The 23592-nt window shown below is 41.5% G+C and carries 17 protein-coding genes; 10 read left to right on the forward strand and 7 right to left on the reverse strand.

The features are described from left to right. The 3 genes from H6G77_RS11920 (at position 1) to argB (ending at position 3321) form a co-directional block, all read left to right on the forward strand. Positions 1-1638, forward strand: coding sequence for an NB-ARC domain-containing protein (locus H6G77_RS11920; protein WP_190871667.1), 1638 nt, complete (start codon positions 1-3; stop codon positions 1636-1638). Positions 1639-1771: 133 nt separating this feature from the next. Next, positions 1772-2332, forward strand: a complete 561-nt coding sequence (locus H6G77_RS11925) for a shikimate kinase (RefSeq protein ID WP_190590180.1) — start codon at positions 1772-1774, stop codon at positions 2330-2332. Positions 2333-2427: 95 nt separating this feature from the next. After that, positions 2428-3321, forward strand: a complete 894-nt coding sequence (argB, locus tag H6G77_RS11930; RefSeq protein ID WP_190590179.1) for an acetylglutamate kinase — start codon at positions 2428-2430, stop codon at positions 3319-3321. Between the two features lie 86 nt (positions 3322-3407). Here argB and H6G77_RS11935 read toward each other — a convergent pair whose 3' ends face one another. Next, on the reverse strand, positions 3408-3821 hold the full coding sequence (locus H6G77_RS11935) for a hypothetical protein (protein ID WP_190590178.1): 414 nt from the start codon (positions 3819-3821) through the stop codon (positions 3408-3410). 151 nt (positions 3822-3972) lie between these two features. Here H6G77_RS11935 and H6G77_RS11940 point away from each other — a divergent pair, with 151 nt between their 5' ends. The 3 genes from H6G77_RS11940 (at position 3973) to H6G77_RS11950 (ending at position 6392) form a co-directional block, all read left to right on the forward strand. Beyond that, positions 3973-4503 carry a tetratricopeptide repeat protein gene (locus H6G77_RS11940; protein ID WP_190871668.1) on the forward strand — a complete coding sequence of 177 codons (531 nt, stop codon included), beginning with the start codon at positions 3973-3975 and terminating at the stop codon, positions 4501-4503. Positions 4504-4658: 155 nt separating this feature from the next. After that, positions 4659-5534 carry a DUF3153 domain-containing protein gene (locus H6G77_RS11945; RefSeq protein ID WP_190871669.1) on the forward strand — a complete coding sequence of 292 codons (876 nt, stop codon included), beginning with the start codon at positions 4659-4661 and terminating at the stop codon, positions 5532-5534. Between the two features lie 684 nt (positions 5535-6218). Beyond that, entirely contained in the window at positions 6219-6392 is a 174-nt protein-coding gene (locus H6G77_RS11950; protein WP_190871670.1) for a hypothetical protein, read from the forward strand. 124 nt (positions 6393-6516) lie between these two features. Here H6G77_RS11950 and H6G77_RS11955 read toward each other — a convergent pair whose 3' ends face one another. The 5 genes from H6G77_RS11955 to ebsA form a co-directional block, all read right to left on the reverse strand. Next, positions 6517-7008 carry a YajQ family cyclic di-GMP-binding protein gene (locus H6G77_RS11955; protein WP_190590174.1) on the reverse strand — a complete coding sequence of 164 codons (492 nt, stop codon included), beginning with the start codon at positions 7006-7008 and terminating at the stop codon, positions 6517-6519. A 70-nt stretch (positions 7009-7078) separates the two neighbouring features. Continuing rightward, positions 7079-7474: an MAPEG family protein gene (locus H6G77_RS11960; RefSeq protein ID WP_190675341.1), complete on the reverse strand. Its 396-nt coding sequence runs from the start codon at positions 7472-7474 to the stop codon at positions 7079-7081. 95 nt (positions 7475-7569) lie between these two features. Next, the gene (locus H6G77_RS11965; protein WP_062294944.1) at positions 7570-8073 is read right to left on the reverse strand and encodes a hypothetical protein; all 504 of its coding nucleotides are present in this window, start codon (positions 8071-8073) and stop codon (positions 7570-7572) included. Positions 8074-8397: 324 nt separating this feature from the next. Continuing rightward, positions 8398-9492, reverse strand: a complete 1095-nt coding sequence (locus H6G77_RS11970) for a DRTGG domain-containing protein (protein ID WP_190590172.1) — start codon at positions 9490-9492, stop codon at positions 8398-8400. 330 nt (positions 9493-9822) lie between these two features. Further along, on the reverse strand, positions 9823-10197 hold the full coding sequence (ebsA, locus tag H6G77_RS11975; protein ID WP_190590171.1) for a type IV pilus biogenesis protein EbsA: 375 nt from the start codon (positions 10195-10197) through the stop codon (positions 9823-9825). Between the two features lie 512 nt (positions 10198-10709). On the opposite strand from ebsA, the gene H6G77_RS11980 reads away from it, so the two are divergent. Then, a complete protein-coding gene (locus H6G77_RS11980; protein WP_190871671.1) occupies positions 10710-12116 on the forward strand; it encodes a glycosyltransferase family 2 protein in 1407 nt (468 codons plus the stop codon). Positions 12117-12306: 190 nt separating this feature from the next. Here the strand turns inward: H6G77_RS11980 and dnaX are convergent, their stop codons facing one another. Further along, complete coding sequence (gene dnaX, locus H6G77_RS11985; protein ID WP_190871672.1) at positions 12307-15552, reverse strand: DNA polymerase III subunit gamma/tau; 3246 nt, start codon at positions 15550-15552, stop codon at positions 12307-12309. A 270-nt stretch (positions 15553-15822) separates the two neighbouring features. Here dnaX and H6G77_RS11990 point away from each other — a divergent pair, with 270 nt between their 5' ends. From H6G77_RS11990 to H6G77_RS36470, 3 genes are all read left to right on the forward strand, one after another. Then, complete coding sequence (locus tag H6G77_RS11990; protein WP_242048311.1) at positions 15823-16515, forward strand: hypothetical protein; 693 nt, start codon at positions 15823-15825, stop codon at positions 16513-16515. A gap of 568 nt (positions 16516-17083) precedes the next feature. After that, a complete protein-coding gene (locus tag H6G77_RS11995; protein WP_190871673.1) occupies positions 17084-21124 on the forward strand; it encodes a tetratricopeptide repeat protein in 4041 nt (1346 codons plus the stop codon). A 155-nt stretch (positions 21125-21279) separates the two neighbouring features. Beyond that, complete coding sequence (locus H6G77_RS36470) at positions 21280-23517, forward strand: substrate-binding domain-containing protein (protein ID WP_190871674.1); 2238 nt, start codon at positions 21280-21282, stop codon at positions 23515-23517. Positions 23518-23592: the final 75 nt, after the last annotated feature.

Here is a 23592-nt window from a genome sequence, read left to right on the forward strand (position 1 = left end):
ATGATAACACCAGATGCAAATCAGGCAGAAGAGGAATTTTTTGAAGCTAAAAGTAATTGGGAGTTAGAAAAGTTATACGTAGATTTAGCTTCCACAAAGGGTAAGGCTTTAACACCTGTAGAAAAGAAATTCTTGAGGGGTTTACTGTGTGGTTGTAGTCCGGCGGAAATTGCCAGTATAGTTTATCAAAGTCGCAGTAGTAGTACTGTGAGAGTTTATTTGTCTAATGGTTTATACAAGTATATAGAAGAAATGCTGAGTAATGCTGCTGGCTACTCAGTGAAGGTAAAAAATTGGAGCCGTGTAACTTATTTACTTGAGAAAGCTGGGTATAAGAAAATCAGGTTTCAATTACCAGCTGCCATTATTCCCCAACAAACACAAACAACTCAACAGACAGAGTTAGTCAAAACTTCTGCTACGTTGGTTCAAGACTGGGGTGAGGCAATTGATGTTAGTGTTTTTCATGGGCGCACCACAGAACTAGCAAAAACTCAGCAATGGGTTTTGCAAGAAGGTTGTCGCTTGCTCTTACTATTAGGGATGGGTGGGATTGGTAAGACTGCTTTCTCGGTGAAGTTGGCACAAGAAATTAAACATCAGTTCGATTATGTTATCTGGCGATCGCTACGTCTTGCCCCTGCCCCAGAGCAGATAATTGAACAGTTAATTCAGACTTTATCGCCCAATGCCGAGATAGTAATTGCAGAAACAATAGAAGGGCGCATCTCTCAATTGATAGATTTTCTGCGGCATAATAAATGTTTAATTATTTTAGATAATTTGGATGCAGTTTTAGCAAGTCATGATATTGAGGCAAATTTAACAGTTAGTCACCAAGGGATAAAGAATCATGTTCCGGCTTTTATCCTGCCGCAAATTCAATATCGTTCAGGTTATGAAATCTATGGTGAACTGATCAGGCGAATAGGTGAGTCTCAACATCAAAGTTGCTTACTATTAACCAGCCGAGAAAAAACTTCAGAGATAGCAGCTTTAGAAGGTAATACATTACCTGTGCGATCGCTCAAATTAACTGGTTTAAATCAATCAGAAAGTCTGTCACTTCTAAAGTATAAAGGATTATTCAATATATCAGCAGAAAAATGCCGCATTTTGTCAGAACAATATGCCGGTAACCCCTTATTTCTGAAATTAGTAGCGACGACAATTCAAGATTTATTTGGGGGCAATATTGATGAGTTTATTCAGCAGGGAACCGTAGTTTTTGGCGAAATTCGCACCATATTAGACCAACAGTTTAATCGGTTGTCGCAGTTAGAAAAGCACATAATGTACTGGTTGGCAATGAATAAGAACGCTGTTTCGGTGCGACAATTGCAGAAAAACACCATACCAGGGTTATCGCCTAGATTGTCGCAAAGATTAATCTTAGAAGCTGTAGATTTGTTGCATAAGCGATCGCTACTGGAAAAAACTACACCTACGCCCATCGAACAACAAGCTTCTAGCTTTTCGCTAACTGTGGTGTTAATGGAGTATATCGTTGAACGGTTAATTGAGGAAAACTTGAAATTAAGTGACGAACAAGAAAGCTACTTTTTAATGAGTCAGACGATTTTTGCCGCCCACCTCAAAAACCATATCAAACAAAGTCGCTTGAATGCCGAGATTTAAAGTAAAGTGAGGAATTGAGAATTTACTGGAGTAAAGCAACGGGCGAGCGTAGTTGAAAGGATAAGTTAACGGCAAGCCAAGACGCAAACAGTAATTCCCAATCCAAAATCTAAAATTTCAAATCTAAAATTGTATGAGCAGCTTATTGCAAGGAGTCAGCCTGTACTTGATTGGGATGATGGGCGCTGGTAAAACAACGGTAGGACGATTACTAGCACAGCAGTTGGGTTATGGGTTTGTAGATACTGATGATGTGATTACTCAAGCCACAGGTAGATCCATCAATCAGTTATTTGCCGAAGAAGGAGAAACTGCATTTCGCCAGTTGGAAAGTGATGTATTGGCACAAATTAGCGCCCATATTAAATTGACTGTAGCCACAGGTGGCGGCATTGTGCTGCGGCGAGAAAATTGGAGTTACTTGCGCCACGGTTTAATTGTGTGGCTAGATGTACCCGTGGAATTACTCTACACCCGCTTGGCGGAAGATAATACCAGACCACTACTGCAAGATCCTGATCCCCAAGGTAAATTGCGATCGCTCCTCGAACAACGCCAACCACTCTACGCCCAAGCTGATTTACACATCATCGTCAACGAAGGTGAAACACCAGAACAAATCGCTAACAGAGTGATGGCAGCCATTCCTAGTGTGTTGAAAACTACTGCATCACACCAGAATGTAGAAAATTGAGCGATCGCCTTGTTCATACTCAGCACTTCCAAGCAAGAGATTGTGACCAGTGAAAAAGTCTTCTACACTGACTGCATAGGTTTAAAATCTCAACCATGATGGTCAACGATACTGAGTATATCAGGCAAGCTGAAGCCACCCGTGTGCGGGTACTCAGCGAAGCACTACCCTACATTCAACAATTCGCGGGACGTACTGTTGTTGTGAAATATGGTGGTGCGGCGATGAAAGACAGCACCCTCAAAGACAAGGTAATCCGCGATATTGTCTTTTTAGCTTGTGTTGGTTTGCGTCCCATTCTTGTTCACGGTGGCGGCCCAGAAATTAACAGTTGGTTAGATAAATTAGGCATTGAACCACAATTTAAGAATGGTTTACGAGTTACTGACGCTGCCACAATGGATGTTGTGGAAATGGTGTTAGTTGGTCGGGTAAATAAAGAAATTGTGGCTTTGATTAACCAAGCCGGTGGTATGGCTGTGGGGCTATGTGGCAAAGATGGTCATCTAATCACAGCCCGTCCCCAAGGTCAAGAAGGCATCGGCTTTGTAGGTGAAGTTAGCGGTGTTAATATCAAAATTTTAGAAACTCTGTCGAGTAATGGTTATATTCCAGTAGTGTCAAGTGTCGCTGCCGATGATTCGGGACAGGCTTATAACATTAACGCAGATACCATTGCGGGGGAAATTGCGGCGGCGCTGGGGGCAGAAAAGTTAATTTTGCTGACCGATACTAGAGGGATTTTAAAAGATTATAAAGACCCATCGACGTTGATTCCCAAAGTGGATATTCGGGAAGCGAGGGAATTGATTGCTAGTGGTGTAGTCAGTGGCGGGATGATCCCCAAAGTTAATTGCTGCGTGCGATCGCTCGCTCAAGGAGTCAGGGCTGCACACATTATCGATGGTCGTCTACCCCACGCACTGCTACTAGAAATCTTTACCGATGTTGGGATCGGGACAATGATTTCTGGTTCTCACTTTGCTTAAGTTATTGGTCATTTGTCCTTTGTCATTTGTCCTGTGTTCTTTGGTTTAACAAATGACTAATGACTAATGACAAAGGACTAACGTCATTACCAAGGATGAGTGATAATCACCCGCGATCGCCCTCTAAATGGTGTCCGTTGCCAGGAATTATTGATAATCACTGGATTCACGATTGTGGAATCTTTAATAATGGGATTAATCAAAGTCGGATTCACCAGCGTGGAATTATTGAACCTGTCGTACCTGACTTGGGGATAATAATTGGGGTAGATGGTGCGGCTAGGTAAAAGCCCTGTTGTGGGATCTACGGGCATAGGCGTGGCAATCGGACTACCATAAATAAAAGAACCAACAGCAGGCGGCTGATTGACGCTAAAAGGATTGCTGCGATCAATCACAATCACTTGTTGGGCTGAAGCTGGGGTAATTACGGTACTCATCAATACCAAAGTGATCCCGGCTCCTAGCCAATTCAGTTGAGAAAGCTTGATATCTACCATATTTTGCTCACCTGCATTGCATAATTAAGGGTTTTTACAGATGACTTCTAGTTAAAATTTTAAAAGCTTATTTACTTGAAGATTGCCAGCTTTTGAAAAGATTACAAAAAGATTCCTGGCGTTGGCAAAATTAAAGCAGTGCTGATTTAATATGCAAGACGTGAGTGAACAAAGTTTAGAAATTGCCAGAAAGCGTTACCAAGCTGGAAGAATTGCCTTTGAAAATGGGCAGTATCGGGAAGCGATTGAAAATCTGGAAAAGGCCAGCGCCTTGTTAGCGCGAAATTCTCGCTTGGGAGGAGAAGCGCAATTGTGGCTAGTAACAGCTTATGAAGCAGCCGGCAGAAATGAAGAAGCGATCGCACTTTGCAAACAACTACAACGCCATCCCTATTCCGAAACGAATAAACAAGCTCGGCGATTGCTCTACATTTTACAAGCACCAAAGCTGAAACGCCCCAGCGAATGGATGACGGAGATTCCCGATTTGGGTGCATTATCAGATAATGAATCGAAAATGCGGGTTGCGGCTAATTCCCCCAAATCTTCTGTCAAGAAAAAACCTGCTGAACAGGAATTTGTTGATCTCAGCCAAGTTAATACCAAAGATAATCGCTTTATTTGGGTGGCGATCGCTGCTATTGGATTAATTCTCTCCTACTTAACTTGGTTGGCATTCTGAAGTGTGAAGTATGAAGTATGAAGTGGTTATCAATCATGCAGAACAAGATACCCTACTTATTAAAGAAGTCTGATCTGCAACCCTTATACCCTAAGCCAAAGATAAAATTTTATTTCAGACTTCATATTTCATACTTCTTGAGGAGAAATACAGTGATGAATTTTTCTAAGTTGGGAAAAATATTGATGAGGTTAACTCAACCATTGGGCTGGTTAACGATACAAATCAGACACAACATTAACCACATCTTTTCTCCAAGAAAAACTATTTTGTGGCTAGTAGTATTTACATCCCTGTTGTTATCTGGGTGTGTAAAGTATGATGTTGGCGTGAATTTTCATCACTCCAATAGCGGCGAACTAGTACAGCATATTAAGTTAGGTGAACAACTTACTAGTTTTAGTGGTGATTATGTATATGCCTGGTTAGATAGTATAGAAAATCGGACTCGTAAACTAGAAGGTAAAGTCCGGCGTATTTCGCAAGAAGAACTAATAGTTACTATCCCCTTTAGTAATGGTCAAGAATTACAAACTAAGTTTAATGACTTTTTTAATTCTCATAACAATCAAAAAGTAGCAGCTACAAATAGTGAAGCTGATGCGGAATTACCGAAAATAGAATCTAATTTACTGCTATTCCAGAATAATTTTTTATTGTTAGTGCGGAATCGGTTAATTTATGATTTAGACTTGCGATCGCTGGCGTTAATTGCCAGTAAAGGTAACGTTATTGCTGATCCCGGTGCAATTCTCAATTTAGAATTTAGCTTAAACACTCCCTGGGGTGCGAACAATATTCAACTCACCGAAAATGCTGTTGAACCCGAAAAACAAGGTAATCAACTGCTATGGCGACTCCAACCCGGTGAACTCAATCATATAGAAGTAGTATTTTGGCTTCCCAGTCCTTTGGGTATTGGTGCTTTGTTAATTGTGTTGTTTGTTTGGGGTGGATTGTACGTTAGATATAATTTTATGCCAGATCCGAGAGTTCAGTTTACACCTCAATCAACGGCTACAGAACCTTAATTGATCAAAAGAGAATTCAGGAGTCAGAAGTCAGAATTCAGGAGTCAGGAACCAGAATTCTGACTTCTTCTTTAAAGCTGCGAATTCTATTCTTTATTATTTCTTTTTACTTTTGCCTTGTTGTACGATGTTGGCGCACCTCTGGCTTGAGTTGTTCCCCATTCCAATCATAAATGTCTTCTTCTTGCGGTTGATGAAATGTGGCACCAGATTTCATTGGGTAAATACCTTAGAAAGGGTCAATCTTTCTATTATCTTCTTACTGCCAGAACAAACCAGTGAGTACAAGAGGTAAAAGTATTAATATGGACGCAATTAAAACAACAGTTGCTGGGTCAATTTGAATGGTATTCTTCTGTGGGTCACGCATTTGACTAATCTCGAACAATAACTATACTTATAACTATTCTCTATGAAGATGTACCAAATTATTTTGGGATATAGCAGTCCTGTGTGAGATAGGAACGAAAGAGACAAGGGAGACAAGGGAGCAAGATGTTTATCAATTATTTAAGATTGCTATAGCAGTCCTAAATCATTTGTGAACAACGAGATCCCCCACTTCTCAAAGAAGTCGGGGATCTGAGCCTCTCAATTTTTACAACTCACGTAGGATTGCTATATAAGAATAGTCTGAAAACAAACTCTGCATACGTTGTCTTGAAAATATAGCGGTAGTCAGATATGTTAGGACAGTTTGAAAGCTTGAATGCGAGGGATAGTAAGACTTTATCTCCTGCCTGGTTGATGAGCGGACTTGTACTGAGCGCAGTCGAAGTAGCCGAACCACTGCCTTCTGCTATGAAACAAACTGCCAACGAACAACAACTCGCTGGCAGTTTCTTGGAAAAACTTTAACTAGTACAGGTTAGCGTAAATAAACAGACCAGAAGAAATTGCTAAAAGGCTTGTGGTATTGTTATTCTTTCTTTTTCCTTTTGCCTTTTTACTTTTGCCTTGTTGTACTAGATTTAGGCATTTCCTAACGATAGTTTGTAAATTGTAATGCAACTGGATAGTCTTCTTGTTTTAACCGTTGAATGACAATTTGCAAATCATCTTTTGATTTAGCAGAAACCCGCACAGCATCACCTTGAATGGAAGCTTGTACCTTTTTAAATTCATCACGAATCAATTTAGAAATTTGCTTGGCAATTTCCTGGCTGATGCCTTTTTTGAGGGTGATTTCTTGACGTACACGATTACCACTTGCAGATTCAACTTTGCCAAATTCAAAAATCTTTTGAGAGAGACTACGTTTGGCAGCTTTTTCGCGGAGAATGTTGTGTACAGAATCTAAAGTAAACTCACTGTCGGTATTAACAGTAATAGTTGTTTCACCCAACTCAACTGTAGTTTTAGTATCTTTGAGGTCGTATCTACTGTTAACGTCTCGCACAACTTGATCAACAGCGTTAACTAATTCTTGCCGATCAAAATCGCTCACAATGTCAAAGGAGTAAGTTGAAGCCATAAAAAATGTTAACTTTGGGATTGTGGATGAGTTTATTGGTAATTGGTATTATCTATCCTCTTCCCTAATTTTAAGTATTTGCTTGTAGGATGCTAAAGAAGAAGAGAGTTGCAGAACCCAAAGAACCAATAGCAAACATCAGCGATCGCAAAAGCGGTACATTCAAAATATAAAAGATAGAGTATAACAACCGCGTCACGACAAAAGCGATCGCCGCAACTACAGCCACAGCAGAATTGACATTCGTGACATAAGCCATTAATGCGGCGACAGCAAAAATCATAAATGTTTCAAAAGAATTTTGATGCGCCCAAGTCGCTCGTTGAGCGTAAGGTGGCAATTTATCAAACATCGCGCGGGGTGCAGAAATATCATATCCCACACTCAACCGGGCATAAGCCACCAGCAAAAACGGCAGATAAATTAATACAGCAGCTGCGGCAATACAGTACAAAAAAATAGTCATTAGTTACTAGTCCATAATTATTAGTCATTAAGTCATTGGTCATTGGTCATGAGTAAATTGCAAATGACAAAGGACAAATGACAACGGATAAATGACTAATCAAAGTAAAACAAAGTTACTACTTTTCTTTGTTCTTCGGCATCTCCACAAGTTTGTAGCAGAGTGCGACTGTCATGAAAAGCAAAACAAATTAACTGCTGACAACGAGAAACAATCTCTTTGTTACAGATGTAACTAGCTTCAGCCAGAGTCAGGTTATCGTTACTGGGATTTTCTACCAGGTGCATTACCTGTTCTAACTGTTGCCGAGATTCGTAAGGCTGACGTTCCAAGCTTTGCGGCAGAATTACAGTCAGCAAATTGGGATCAGCCCGCATTGCGCCTTTGATGGCGGCTGAATTCGTTCCCGTAGCCCCAGAGGTAATAATCCGATTGCCTGATAACACCAAGGCATAAGTCATCATTTCAATCAGATTTTGATGGGTAATCGGCACATGACGAGAACCCAGCAAAGCAATTCGCTTAGAACCTGTTTGCTGGATTGTCGCCAGTTCTTGCGCTAATGTATCGAGGTTAATTAGGTCTATTGACTGGCTCAAAGATAAAATTAATTAGAATTGAACGACCTAGATATTTTACCAAACAGAGTGTAGGTAGACAGCCTGCTGAAGTTAGACATTGCTACAATTTTTGAATTATTTAAGTAAGTAGCTGGCGAAGGGAGACAAGGAAGACAGGGTGGACAAGGGAGAGAGATGTTGATAAATCATTGAGGATTGCTAGATTTAACCAAAATCAGGCTTTTGTGAACCTTGACCGAGCCAATTTTAGATTTTGGATTTTAGATTTAACCCGGCAATCCAAAATCCAAAATTTAAAATCTAAAATTCGGAGGGTCAATCTCAAAGATGCTTGGTGTATGGCTAAGATAAGGCGGCTGCTGTACTTAAGCCCAGTTTCAGTAATAAACGCTCAATGTCAAAATGCTCATTCATCAATTGGCGGATGCACTGCACTTTAATTGGTTCATGGACACGTACTTGACCAAAAGTCCGGTCAACAATTTCTACGGTAGTCAAGGTGTCTAAGTCAACAGACAAAATGGGGATTTCCAGTTCTTCAGCACGACTGAGAATAAATTGCGGCGGTGGTAATTGTCCTGTGAGAATTAGGCATTGAGTTGAGGTTTCTAGGGCAGCTTGTTGAATTTCTACCCGATCGCCTCCTGTGACTACTGCCATGTTACGCCGTTTGCGGAAATACTTGACAGCCGCATTGACGTTCATCGCCCCAATGGCCAGACTTTCTACCATCAAATCTAAGCGATCGCTACGGCAGAGAACTTCGGCATTTAACTGGTTGACTAGTTCCCCGACTCTGACACTCCGCAGTAAATCATTTTTCGGCAGTGTTCCTAATACAGCAATTCCTTGCTGTTCCAAAAATGGCCGCACGAGATTTTCGACCATTTCCACTTCTTTGGCAGGAATATCATTGAGAACAACACCCACCAAGCGATCGCCTACACGCTCTTTTGCTGCCAATACCGCATCTAGAGAAAGTAGCGAATTGTAACGATTAACCAACAAAACCGCCGCGTCTAACACTTCTGCAACTTGTAGCGTTGATAAATCAAATAAATGTCCTTCTGTTAAATTGCCAGGCCCCTCCAGTAAGACTAAATCGCCGCGAGTAACTTGTAAATATTCCTGAATCAACGACTGGCGATAATTGTTGTTATCTTCGCCGCTTAAACGTTTTTGGACACTGACTGCATCTAAAGCCAGCAGAGTAGGCGCAATGCGGTTAGCTGCTAGATTCAGGCTAGAAGCAATAAACTGGACATCTTCTTCAATTAAAGTACCACCAGAGGTTGTCAAACAAGTTCCCAGTGGTTTGCCGTAAGCAATATCCAGTCCTTTTTGCTGTAGCTGATAAGACAAACCCAAAACTGTTGCAGATTTTCCGCTATAAGTTTCGGTTGAGCCAATCAGCAGATGTTTAGCAGATTTCGGCACACATGCACTCCTAATTTCAAAAGGAAGTAGAACCCAGCTAGGTGTTTACTAATTTTAGTTTGTTCCAGCAAAAGACTTACGCTCTTTGCGAGCATAGTTTTTGAGAAATAACATTTTTTTGGTGAAAAAAATAGCTTTTATCTACAGTATTGATACTGTAAAGTTACTAACTACTAGGTATTTAAAATAATGCTGAAAATGTTATGGGCTGGATGCTAAATATATAAACTAAACTATGCCTCAATGCTCGTAAGCATTAGTGTCTGGGCTAGGTTCAAGGGAAATTGTTTTCCCTTGCAATCCTATACCCTAGACTTTCAGGGAATTGATTTATTCATCAATACGCAGCAACTTTCTGTAGAATGATTGCGAAAAGTCTGTGACACGATAACGTTTATAGTTTTCCATTAATTCAATTAAAAAACTAATAAACTCAAAGCTGGCCATCATCACTTCATAACTGAGTTCAGCATTACCATCAAACTGCATTCGGCAGCGCGTTAAGTCTGAAGGTAGGGTGGCCACATTCCAAGAAGCGACAAAAGGAATATTTTCACTGGCTTCTATTTTGCGGTGTCCCTCCAAAATACCTTTTTGATAGAGACTGATAGCGTAGGGCAAGAAATTCCGCTTTGTACCCTGAATATAAGGCAAGTAAACGCTTGCTTGCTGCTGAGTTGCAGGCTGGATTTGCTCAATAGACATTATTGAATATTCCTCAAGTTAGGTGAAACTGGGGATATTAGTAGTTGTCAATAGTATTCCCAAAAAAACTGCTGTAATACACACTACAAAATCACAACTCTCAGAAAAAGCCTCAAAATATTCCGCAAGAAATGTTAACGAATGGCAATAATCAATAAGTAATTCTTTGTATTTTGTCTTTTTAGTTTTGAGTTTGTGATAGTGCCAGCAAAGTTAGTACTAAGAAATATTAAAATTTCGGTTACAATAAGGCTGCATTAGCTTTTATCCAAGCTGGGGCAGTAGCGGCGAAAAAACCTAACATTAGGTCTTCAAGACGCTGATTGCAATGTCTCACAACCCAAAGCTGTGTCTATCTTGTAATTACTTTGTTGAATTTACTGTTGCCCTGAAAAAGCAACATAATCTTGATACAGCAAGTAAAGCTAGATGGCAGAGTCAAAGTTTGACGTTACAGAATTCCCGGCTTATTTATGGGTGTAGAAAAATACTGGTATCGCATTAATTAACCTATGCCAGCGAACTCCTGGCCTGAAAACGATTCATACAAAGAGCTTGACCCGCTAGATTCTCTGTTAGCTGACCTATCGGCGACAGAAGATTCATTGGTAGGGACAAATCGCTTGTCTCAACCATCACGGTTTCAAGGACGTAGAGGTAAAGCCGCTCTGGTGTTGTCAATAGTTTGGAGTGGTACGATCGCTCTACACTTGGCTTCTTGGGCTTACATTTTTGTTCTAGGGTTGACGACAATCCTGGGTATTCATGCGTTAGTGGTGATATTCGCTAAACCTCGCCGCTATCAAAAAGAAATGCAGGGTAATTTACCCTCTGTATCTTTGTTGGTAGCTGCCAAAAATGAGGAAGCGGTGATTGGGAAGTTAGTCAAGAACTTGTGCAATCTGGAATATCCAGATGGACAATACGAAGTCTGGATAGTTGACGATAACAGTACCGACAAAACACCGCAAATCTTAGCGGAACTAGCGCAGGAATACAAAAAACTCAAAGTACTGAGGCGTTCTCCCCAAGCAGGTGGCGGTAAATCGGGAGCATTAAATCAAGTTCTGCCCCAGACAAAAGGCGAAATTGTTGCTGTGTTTGATGCTGATGCTCAAGTGCCATCAGACTTGCTACTCCAGATAGTACCTTTGTTTCAAAGAGAAAAAGTTGGTGCAGTGCAGGTGCGGAAAGCAATAGCCAACGCCAAAGAAAACTTTTGGACTAAGGGACAGATGGCAGAAATGGCACTGGACACTTGGTTCCAACAGCAACGCATTGCTTTGGGTGGGATTGGTGAATTGCGGGGTAACGGCCAATTTGTCCGCCGCACCGCCCTAGATAGTTGTGGTGGATGGAATGAGGAAACCATCACCGACGACTTGGATATGACCTTGCGCTTGCATTTGGATAACTGGGATATTGAGTGTGTCTTCTCCCCAGCCGTGCAGGAAGAAGGTGTAACAAATGCGATCGCGCTTTGGCATCAGCGCAACCGTTGGGCAGAAGGTGGCTATCAGCGTTATTTAGATTACTGGGATCTGATTCTGAAAAACCGCATGGGAACCCGCAAAACCTGGGATATGCTCATGTTTATGATCAGTATGTACATCTTGCCAACGGCTGCTATCCCAGACTTGTTAATGGCAATTGCCAAGCATCGCTTACCACTGCTAGGCCCAGTCACCACCTTGTCTGTGTCTATGTCCGTGTTGGGAATGTTTGCCGGACTAAGGCGGATACGTCAAGAGCAGAAATTCACCGTTGCGACTTATCCGGTGTTACTACTACAAACCCTGCGCGGCACATTATATATGCTGCACTGGTTAGTAGTGATGAGTAGTACCACCGCCCGGATGTCCTTTAGGCCAAAGCGCCTGAAATGGGTAAAGACAGTACATTCTGGCAGTGGAGAATAGAAAGGAAAAAGTTAAAAGGCAAAGGGCAAAAGAATATATTTCTTTTGCCTTTTTATTTTTTAAAGTACTTACGCACAGACCACGGAAAATCAAACCACAGAGACACAGAGTTCACGGAAGAATAAGAGTTTGAGAGGTTTTTGCGTAAGTCCTATTTTACTTTTGCCTTTTTACTTTTTACTTTTGCCGTTTAATCATCAACCTCCACTTCCTCTACCCAATCCGATGGAGTGATAGAACCAGATGAATCGGAACCATCATCAGCAAAGCGGACAATCTGCCCGTCGAAAAATTGTGCTAAATGTTGGGCGGCTCTTGTGACTTCCTCCCATTCTTCTGATGAATTTTGTGTGGGTTGGGGGGGAGGTTGGATGTGAGCAGTACCATTACCATTTGTAGAATATTCAGAATATTCTGGTTTTACAGGTGGCGGTGTGACTGGTTGTGGTGCTGGTTGTGGTGGCGGTGTAAATGCTTGGGGTGTTGGTGCTGGGTGATGGTTGTTTTTTTGGGGTAAAGAAGGTTTGTGAAGCCCATTGGAATTATTGGTTGATGGTTCTTTTTTTGGAGGAGAAGTTGTTACGGCTGTGGCTTTTTCTAGGCTGACTTCAACGTTGCGATTCACAGTCTGCTGAAAAGCCCCAGCAATCATGGTGAGGTCAGATTTAACTTTGTCGTACCATGCAGGTTTAACACCTACACGCGCACTATTACCGTTAAACTCAATCAGATGGCACATTTGCCCTAATAATGCCCGACGGGGAAGTAACTGAATATTACTCAGTACTTGCTGCCAAATTTGGGTTAAGTCTGGTTGTGCAGTTTCTGGTGTGATTTCTGCGGCGACAGGTTCAGGCGGAGGCGGTGAGACGGGTTGTGGGTTTGCAGGTACGACTTCTGCGGTAACTGGTTTTGCAGGTGGCTGATTTAAAGGTGCAGTGTGAGGCGGTGGTGATACAGGTTGCGGGTTTGAAACTGGTGGTGATGGGGGATGATGATTTTGTGGTGCTGGGACATTGATTTTTGGCACAACAACTGTGGCTGCTGGCTGAATACTGGCGCTGGGTAACAATCCGAGTAATGTTACTTCTAACCACAAACGCGGCTGGGTAGTATTTTTAATTTGAATTTCTGCGGTTCTCAGGTGTTGTTGTCCTGCCAAGATTGTACTGATGTGTAAGTTTTGGGCTAACTCAACTAAGGCTGCCCAAGTTTGTGGAGTACAAGCTATTAAGTCTTGGCGATTGGGGGCTGTTTTAGCAATGAGTAAGTCGCGGTAGAGGTTGGCGAGATTTTGCAGAATAGTGAGTGGTTCTCGTCCTCGGTCGAGAATGTGGCGGCTACAGTCTAAGATTGTTTCTGGGTTATCTTGAGCGATCGCACTCAATAAGACTAACAAGTCGCGTTCACTCACAGAACCGACTAAATCCCAGACTCTTTCCGGTGTGACTTGCCCGGATAATAAAGCTAATTGGTCAAGTAAACTTTCTGCATCGCGCAACCCACCTTGGGAAATTTGCGCTACTAAAGTAACAGCTGCTTCCGAAATATCAATGCTTTCTTTCCAGGCGATCGCATTTAAATGCTTCACCATCGCCTCTAATTGAATGCGTCTAAAATCGAACCTCTGACAACGAGAAATAATTGTTGGTAAAACTCTTTGTGGGTCGGTGGTTGCGAGAACGAAAACTACGTGTTTAGGTGGTTCTTCGAGTGTTTTTAGTAACGCATTGAACGCCTGGGTACTGAGCATGTGACAGTTATGAACTAAAAGTCCATTTGCCACAAAATTATGATTGTCCGCGACTTCAATATCATAAACTCGCTCAATTCCATCGAGGTGAACAGATTCTACCGTTTCCAAACTTGTAATCCATTGTAGGGATTGAATATTGTTTGAGTTCTGCCAACCATTTTCTACTACTATTTGCGCCCATCCAAATGTAGTGGTATTGCTTACCTGTACTATTTCTGATGTAACACCTTGTTTTTGCCGGGTATCCGAGGTTTGTAAGCCAATTGGCAATAAGTTGGTTTTCTTGCTCTGAAAATCCTTCTGTATGTAACTGAATTTGGGGGCTACCTGCTGGTGTAAGACTGAGTGACCCATCGTCGCAATACCACCAAGCAAGTCCTTCTGGGGTAATTCGACTGAGCCAGTCCATCGACACAATTTTTCTGTTGCCGTTCGGTTTGACGATTTCAAAGACATCCTTGAGTTGGGGATGACACATGGTTTTACAGGTAACGGATATGTTTCCGTATCCTCTGTTCTCTGTGATTCCCAGCTTGGGACACAATTGTTGGAGGCGATGTGCTTTGTATTCCAGCCATTCTTGCTGGCTTTCACCATGTGTCCAACACAATCTAGGGAATCTACTGTGTTTGTTGGGGTAAGAGATGGCACAATCCCCCAACAATGTACCGTAGATAAGCCCAAATGCTTCTGGTTGTATAACAGTGGCATTTGCCAGAAATTTTTCTGTTCTGAGTTGCCAAATGCCGTGTCCTTTTTGGTATGGGTGTCTTTGCCAATAAGATTGTATACTGGCGATTCCTTTACCTTTGCGCTGTAAATAGGTAGGAATAAGGAGTTTTTCTCCACATCCGCAAGCACACAAGGGTCGTAACGCTTCTGCTGCTTGAAGAATAGATTCCAGGTCGTAAGATTTTTGTCCGTATTTGTTGCCTTTAAACTGGTGTCCTCTGGCAAATCGGCGGATGCGCCCATCCGTCCCATATTTGTAAATGAGGTTTCCACAGCCACATTCACAGGGGATAGTATCTTCGTTCCTTCTTTTACGTTCTTTGCTGGTATCCATCCCTGCTCTGTTCTGATTAAATGATTACCTGTACATTTAATTACACGCTTAGTTGTCTTGATAACCAGAGTCTGACGTTTTCCCTGATCTAACCATCTCAGGACTTTTTTAAACTCCCATTGACCCGATAAGTCGTTATAACTAAGAACTTTCTTACCTTTAAGTTTGGGGTCGTCAATTCTGAAGAGTCCCTGATCAGTCAATATCAGAGAATCTCCTGTGAGGCACTCGTCTATTACATATACTTTATACCGACACTGCACTGGGGCGAATTGTGCTTTTTCGATGAGTTCGCGGATATTATCGACACCAGTGTTACTAGCGGCATCAATTTCAATTACGTCTAACGAGTAGCCTTTGGTGATTCCCTGACAGACATCGCATACCCCACAAGGTTCGGCGGTGGGTTTGTCACTTTGAAGACAGTTGAGGGATTTGGCGAGAATCCTGGCGCTAGATGTTTTACCCGTACCTCTTGGCCCGGTGAACAAATAAGCCGGGGCAATTTTAGTTGTACGGATAGCATTAATTAGGGTGGTAGCGATCGCCTCTTGCCCCACCAGTTCAGCAAAACTCTTTGGGCGATACTTGTGGTGCAGGGGTTCGTAAGGCATGGAAGGAAAATGTCAATTCATTTTCAGAATCGATTTTTACATAAACGCCCAAATTGGCGCTCAAATATTTTAAACGCAGGGTGTCTGTTTTCCATAATTATAGTACATTTGAACCATATTTTAAAGTATGAAGTATGAAGTGTGAAGTCTGAAATTTGAACTTCATAATTCAGACTTCATACTTCAGCCTTCAAAATGTACATTTTCTTAACTGCACTACCGCCATCTTTGAGAGCGATCGCTACAATCTTAGGGTAGACAATACACTTTATGGTGGGACAAATGCTCAAGCGGTTAATTCAATGGCTCAAAAACCTTTTTCAGAGCTTATTTGGCGGCAAATCAACGCCGAAAACAGCCGATGTAAATGTCTCTCAAGAGCCAGCACCGCCTCTGAGTGATACAGACTTAGAATTTCTCTTCACCGAACTGCTAGAAGGCGTACATCAGGCGCGGGGACAAGCTTGGGCGATCAAGTGGCTGCATAATATTGAGCATCGAGTTTCCACAGAACGTTGGCTAGAGTGGTTACACCGTTTTGGGGAAAGATTACTTGCTGCACCGACACCAAATAATGAGTTAGCAGCGCGGCTAGTACAATTAGGCGATTTAGGCGTAGGTGAACTGGGCGATGAAGCTTACGAAATTGGGATGCAATTATTGACACGCAATTCTGGCGAAACCATCTGGGAATATGATGGGCCAGATGTTTTCAGTAACAATTCCTCATCAGATGATGACCAAATATTACAAACAGAAACAACTGATGATTCTGCCTCAGAAGCAGATTACCAAACTGTCACCTTAGAGCAGTTATTTAGCATGATGCAGGAAGATGAAAACCTACGTCAGCAGATTTCCCAACAATTAGGAATTGAGTCTGATGATGCAGAAGTAATTATCAAAGAATTGGTGCATCAATACTATATGCCCAGCGCACCATCTGATGAAGCGACAGCTTAATAGGATTTTGGATTTGTGATTTTAGATTGAGAGCTTAAAAACTAGCAATAGTAATACTGTTACCTCCGAGCGTGAAAGTGCTGAGTGAATCAATTTTGGATTTTAAATTTTGGATTTTAGATTAGTAGGACTTACGCATAAAAACCAAAAATCAAGGGTTTTGGCGAGGGTGTAGGGGTTCAGGTGTATAGGGGAGCCACTGGCGTGGGCGGGTTTCCCGACTTGAGCCAAGTGGCGTGTGTACTGATTCAAAATCCTTACACCCCAAACCCTTTCACCCTTTCACCCAATCTCTACAGATAATCTTTGTGCGTAAGTCCTGATTAGGAAACTCTTTCAATCTAAAAGACGCTCGCGGACTCGCTAACGCTGCGCTAACGGCAATCCAAAATCTAAAATTCTTCTGCCTCCTGCCTCCTGCTATAACAACTAACAAAGTTTTGTATATTTTTGATAAACATCTACCCGATAAACCCGTTAATGGCAGTGGGTTTCACGCAAATCTAGCGTTTTTTGACATAACGATCGCTACAATCTAGGATAAACAAAACCTTCAGAGTATGTGCAGATGCTCACGCAGCTATGGCAGTGGCTTAAAACACATTCAAACCAGCCCACTAGTAGTAAACAGACTTTAAAAACTGTTAGCGAACAGGAAATGGTAGAACCACCTCCTGAATTAACTAATGCTGATTTGGAACTTCTGTTTACCCAACTGCTAGAAGGGGTACATCAAGGACGGGGACAACAATGGGCAATCAAATATCTCCAACGGATGGAAGACCGAATTAGTACCGAACGTTGGATAGATTGGTTACTCATTTATGGTGAACGATTGTTAATCTCCTCTGGGCTGCCTAATCAGCAGTTAGCCTCGCAGATGATCCAACTAGGAGAACTCAATATCGGCAAAGTTGGTGAACTTTCCTATGACATTGGTATTCGTTTAATGACGAGTCATACCGATGACTGGGAAGAAACTGCTGAGGAACAATCTGTTGTCTCGACAACGAATGAAACAACGAATACTCCTGGGCAGAATTTACTGCGGAATTTGGGCGAATCGCTATGGGAGTACGAGGAAGCAACTGCACAACCTCCAGAAAATGCAGTTAATCAGGTTGCAGATATGACATCATCCTCGGAAGTTTCGACAGAGAATGTCGCAGAAATTATTTGGGAGTATACAGGGGAAGAATTTGTAGTTAGTACCATACCCCAAGCAGAACCCGCCCAAAATACAGATATCCCGATTTGGGAATATTCTGGGTCAGCGTTTACCACCACACCAGAGGAAACTAGCGCAGATGATTTAGCCGCCAGTCTTTGGGGTGATCCCACAGCAGAATTGACTGATAGTCCACCACCTCTAGAATACGCCACGGAAAACACAAATATTCCCACTTGGGAGTATGCACCAGAAACGGCAAGAGATAATTTAGCTGCTAGTCTTTGGGGAGATACCGCCGCAGAATTGGTAGATAGTCCACCACCCCAGACGACAGAAAACGTGAATACACAGACTGGGGAAGCATTCACCACCGCGCCATCTCAGGAAACAGCAACCAGGGAAGACACCGCAGAAGAAGAATTTGCACCCCCCGCCACCGTGGCTTTTTTAACTCCGGCGGCAGAAGATGTGATTGGTAATTTGGGTGAATTGTCACTAGAATATCCAGATGAACAAGCCAGACTAGCGCGAACAGGTATTTCTGAAAATGCTTGGGATCAATATCTGGCAAATTTAGATCCCACTGTGGCCTACACTTTAGATGAATTGTTGGGCAGGTTGGATCAAAGCGCCCATTTAGTACAGCAATTGGCAATTAATCTGACAACACAATCTAGTCCTACTTTGCCGACTACGCCGAATCCAGCTAATACGGCAATTCAAGCCCAAGCTTGGTTTTATCAAGGTTTGCAACAAGCCAAAACGGGGGATTTGGCAGGTGCGATCGCATCTTACGACCGTGCCATTGAATTACAACCGGAATCCCCTGAATACTGGTTTAATCGTGGCTTGACTTTGTTCCATTTAGAACGGTTTGCCGAAGCGGTGGCGGCTTATGACACTGCAATTGATCTGAAACCAGACCATTACAAAGCTTGGTACAATCGTGGCGGTACGCTGGGAGAATTGGGATTATTTGCCGAAGCGATCGCATCTTTTGATCAGGCGATTGAAGTTCACCCCAATTACCCCGAAGCTTGGGCGAGTAAGGCTTTGGCGTTGTTGAAGTTGGGGCAAGTGTGGGAGGCCATTACCAGTTACGATCAAGCTTTAGAATTGCAACCCCAAGACCCGGAAACTTGGTATTACCGAGGCATTGCTTTAGCGGTTAACGAACAATATGAAGATGCGATCGCTTCTTATAATCAAGCTTTAGAATTGCAACCCGATTATTACGAAGTCTGGATTGACCGGGGTGTGGTGCTGTTTAATTTGAGACAGTGGTCAGAGGCGATCGCATCTTGGGATAAAGCCTTAGCAGCCCAACCGGATTTTTATTTGGCTTGGTATAACCGGGGCGTGGCGCTAGATAACTTAGGCAGGCGGGAAGAAGCGATATCTTCCTACGAAAAAGCGATCGCCATTAAACCAGACTTTCATTTAGCTTGGTATAATCAAGCAGTCGCTCTGTTTTATTTGGAACGCTATACTGAGGCGATCGTTGCTTACGACAACGCCTTACAAATTAAACTTGATTATTGGGAAGCTTGGATTGGTCGAGGGACAGCAATTGGTCATGTACCAGAAAGTTATGTCTTCAATTTATTAACCAGCGTCGCCATCAATTACCCAGCTTTAAGACAAGGCGGTTATATAGGTAAACTCGCCAGCTATGAACAAGGGTTAAAACATATCCGCCCAGACACTCACCCAGAAGGTTGGGGTAGATTACATTTGGCGATTGGCAACACCCATTATGAGCAAGGTAAGAAACAATCTGCATCTCGTCAACATTGGCGGAAATCTGTATTTGAATACAACCAAGCCTTATTAACTCTCAGTTGGGAAGGATTTCCCCAGTTACATTTAGAAATACTGCAATCTTTAGTTAAAGTTCTGTTAGGTTTAGGACAAATTACCCAAGCCCAAGAATTACAACAACGGGCTGCTAATTTATTGCAAGCATTGTTGAGTGATGCTGCACGTTCTGAAGAAAGTAAAAAACAGTTGGCGCTAAAATTTGCGGGAATTGGGCAATTAGGCGTTGACTTTTTAGTAGAATCGGGTGATTTAGTAGAAGCTTGGGAATTGGCAGAACAAATAAAAAATGCTTGTTTACAATGGCTATTATTTGGCTGGCAAAATGAAATTTATTTTCTGAATTATAACTCAGTTCAAGAGTTACTGAACCCCAACACGGCAATTATTTACTGGCATATTAGCCCAGCAGCACTGCACACATTTATTATTAAAGATGGCGCTCCTTCGCCAATTTTGGTGTTTATTCCTGTGCAAGCACGAGGTAATATTTCAGCAGCCAATAATAAGCCTTTACAAGAATTACCATTACCAGAAGCAACGCAAAGATTGATTGCTTTTGAACATTGGTTAGAAGATTGGCATAAAACTTATCAAGATTATTGTGAACAAGCCCAAGACCCCCAAACTAAAGGCAATCATGTTTGGCGATCGCAGATGGAATACAGGCTGTTAAATCTGCAAAAAATTCTCGAAATTGCCACAATTACTCAAGAACTGGAAGGAATTACCAACCTCATTTTAATTCCGCACCGCGACTTAGCCAGATTGCCTTTACACCTGCTATTTAATCTGCCTAATTCTGACGCAGAAATGCTCAATCTTCCCGCAAAATTTATTACAAATTATTTGCCTAGTGTCCAAGTAGGATTAAGCTTACAACCCAGAAATATAGAGAACTGGCAAGAACAGATATTACTCAGTATTGAATCTCCAGCACAGACAAATTATGCACCACCAAAATTTGCCAAGTTGGAATCAGAAGTCATTACCCAGATGTTTGAACATCACCAACGCATCCAAGCTGAAGCCGCTATTAAAACTACTGTTGAGAAAGCCTTAGCTGATGATTACAATATCTTGCATTTTACCGGGCAAGTTATCAACAATTTCATTGACAAAAATAAATCAGAATTAACATTAGCAGGAGAAGAAAAACTCACCCTTGCAGAAATCTGCCAAAAAAACCTCACTAGTTACAATTTAGTCTTACTATCGGCGTGTAAATTTGTGAGTCATCTTAACCAAAATATCACTACTGAATATGTCTCTTTAGTAAATGGTTTTCTGTGTGGTGGTGTTCCGCAAGTGATTAGTACTTTGTGGAATGTAGAATCATCAGCGAGTGCATTATTAATTATCGAATTTTATCGCCGCCTACAAGTTAACAAATCACCAGCCACAGCTTTAACAGAAGCAACTACATGGTTGCAAGAAGTCACCGCCGGCGAATTGGCTATTTGGTATGAAAATTTAATTAAAACTCTGCATCCAGATGAGTTGCGAATTAGAACTTATTTAGCTACCCATTTATATAGAATTAGCAAAATAGTTCCTGAGAGAAAGCCTTATAATCATCCTTACTATTGGGCAGGTTTTATCATTACAGGGAGGAATTAAGAGGCTATTTTGAAAAACAAAAGAATAAAATCTTTCTTCCCCATTCCCAACTCCCCACTCCCCACTCCCTATTTCTTAGCGGAAAGTCTAATGGCTTTGGGCAAAAATTCAGTGTAGGATGCGGTAGATAAGAGCGATCGCTAAGGGTTTCCGTCGTGGTTTATGAACAAATTAAAGCCAAATTACCGCAGAGGTTTTTCCCAAAATCAGAAAACCCACCAGTTGTAGAACCGGAACCGATTTTAACTCCTGTCACTTTGCAACCACCAATGCCTGTGGGGGTGGATATCATCTACCACAAATATCGCTGCTGGACGGGGAATACTTTAAGCTGTGAATGGACAGAAAAAACAATAGAACAAAACCCGACGGCTAAAACTTGTCAAACCTGTGGTTTTCCGGCGATTATCCCTGCTAAAACTGAATTTCGGGGGTACAAAGGGCGGTATCGCATAGATAAGTATATCGGAAATCGCGGTTTAGGGCGCTTATATCAGGGAATACAGCTAACAGACCAACAGCCAGCAATTATTAAAGAATATTTATTACCCCAATTGGCTTTTAACGCTGAAGAAACCAGAGATAGGAAACAAGCTTTTGAACGTTTGGCTGGTTTGAGTTTAGCTGATGGAAGAATTCAAGATATCCGGCTAAATTTTCCTTGGGATGCAATTTCTGACCCAATTGCTGAACGCTGCTATCTTGTTACTAATGGCAATATCGATGCTTATCCTACTCTCAGAACATATCTAAAAGCTACTAATAAACCAATGTCTGAGAGGGAAGTATATCGTGTGCTTGACCAAGGATTACAAACTCTACAATTTCTCCACGGTCAAAAATTTAGTCTACCAACTGGACAAATACAACAAGGAATCGCTCACGGTAATATTAATTTAGATAGTCTGCTAATTATGGCAGATACAGCAGAATTTTTTATTCATTTAACAGATTTAACATTATGGGAAAATTTATTTCAATTATCAACTATTAAACCTGTGATTTCGACTGTAACGCAAGACTTAGTTGATTTAGGCTATGTAGCTTTTTATTTATTGCAAGGTAATATTTTAGATACAACTATTGACCCCAGAAAAGAACAATATTGGCAAGCTATAACTCTTGAATTTAAAGCTTTTTTGTTCCGGCTTTTAGGCTTGGATAAGCCCTTTAATAATGCGGAAGAAGCGAGAGAAGCATTATTACAAGTTTATCAGGTTTTACCAAGGGAAATATTAATAATTCCAGAACAACCAGAGACCCCCAAAGCCAAACTTTATCGTCCGTCGATATTACTATTAAGTATTTTGGGGGGATTATTGTTATGTGGATTGATAGTATGGCTAGTCCAGAGATGGAAATCTCCAGAAACTGTGATGGAAGAACCAGTAGTTTGCTGTTTAAAAAGTGTGACTGGTGTACCTGGAGGTAAATTTAACTATACTGGTGAAAAAGACAGTACTTGGAGTTTTATCCGGCGACAAAGCAATTTAATCTTGCAAAATCAAACACTGGAAGAAAAGTTAAAAGCAAGTCAGCCAAAATTACAGTTAAACTATCAACCAGAAGATAGTATAGAACAAGCGATCGCCAGTGTCAAAGATAAGCAAAAAGATTTTGCGATCGCTAATATGGTAGAACCATTAACTCCAGAACTAAAACATCAAGAATTTGCTTATGATGGTTTGGTGGTCTTTGTGGCTTTTAGTTACTCCAAGCGCGATAAAAGTTTACCACGAGCTTTAAATGGTCAGATTAGTATTCAGCAATTACAAGATTTATATACAGGTAAAATTACTGATTGGCAACAACTGAAAGGCTTCAATTTACCTAAATTACCAGTTAATCTTTATATACCAAAAGACGCAGAAACTATCAGGATATTTGAACAGCGAGTACTCAGGAACGAAGAAGCGATCGCAACTTTCCGTTATTTAAAACAACAGCAACAATCAAACACATCTTTTACTTATTCTGGTATCAATATCACGTCTTTATCAAATTTAGAAATGCTACAAAAAGTTCTGCGGGACTTTGAAGAAGATAATATTGGTAGTATTGGTTTTGCTACACTCAGTCAAGTATTTGGTCAGTGTTCTGTTTATCCTTTGGCTATAGCAGATGGGAATAAAGCAGCAGTACAAACTTTAGTACAAGATAACGGAAAGCCAATAAATCCAAATACTGACTTGTGTGATGATAAAGGCAGTTATCAGCCCAACATCCAAGTATTTAAAACAGGTAGCTATCCCCTCAGCTATCCATTAGTTGTATTGTATCCAGGAGATAATAGCCGTCCTCCCATCGGTCAAAAATTTGCGGAAATGCTAAGAACCGCAGAAGTACAGCAAATATTAGAGAAAACTGGTTTAGTACCACTAAGTCGTCAATAAAGCAGTAAAAGTAGACTATTGGCTAATTGTCGATGTGACAAATTGGCTGATATATATAAATCTATTTATCCAATT

The sequence above is a fragment of the Aulosira sp. FACHB-615 genome, assembly GCF_014698045.1.
GTDB lineage: Bacteria > Cyanobacteriota > Cyanobacteriia > Cyanobacteriales > Nostocaceae > Nostoc_B.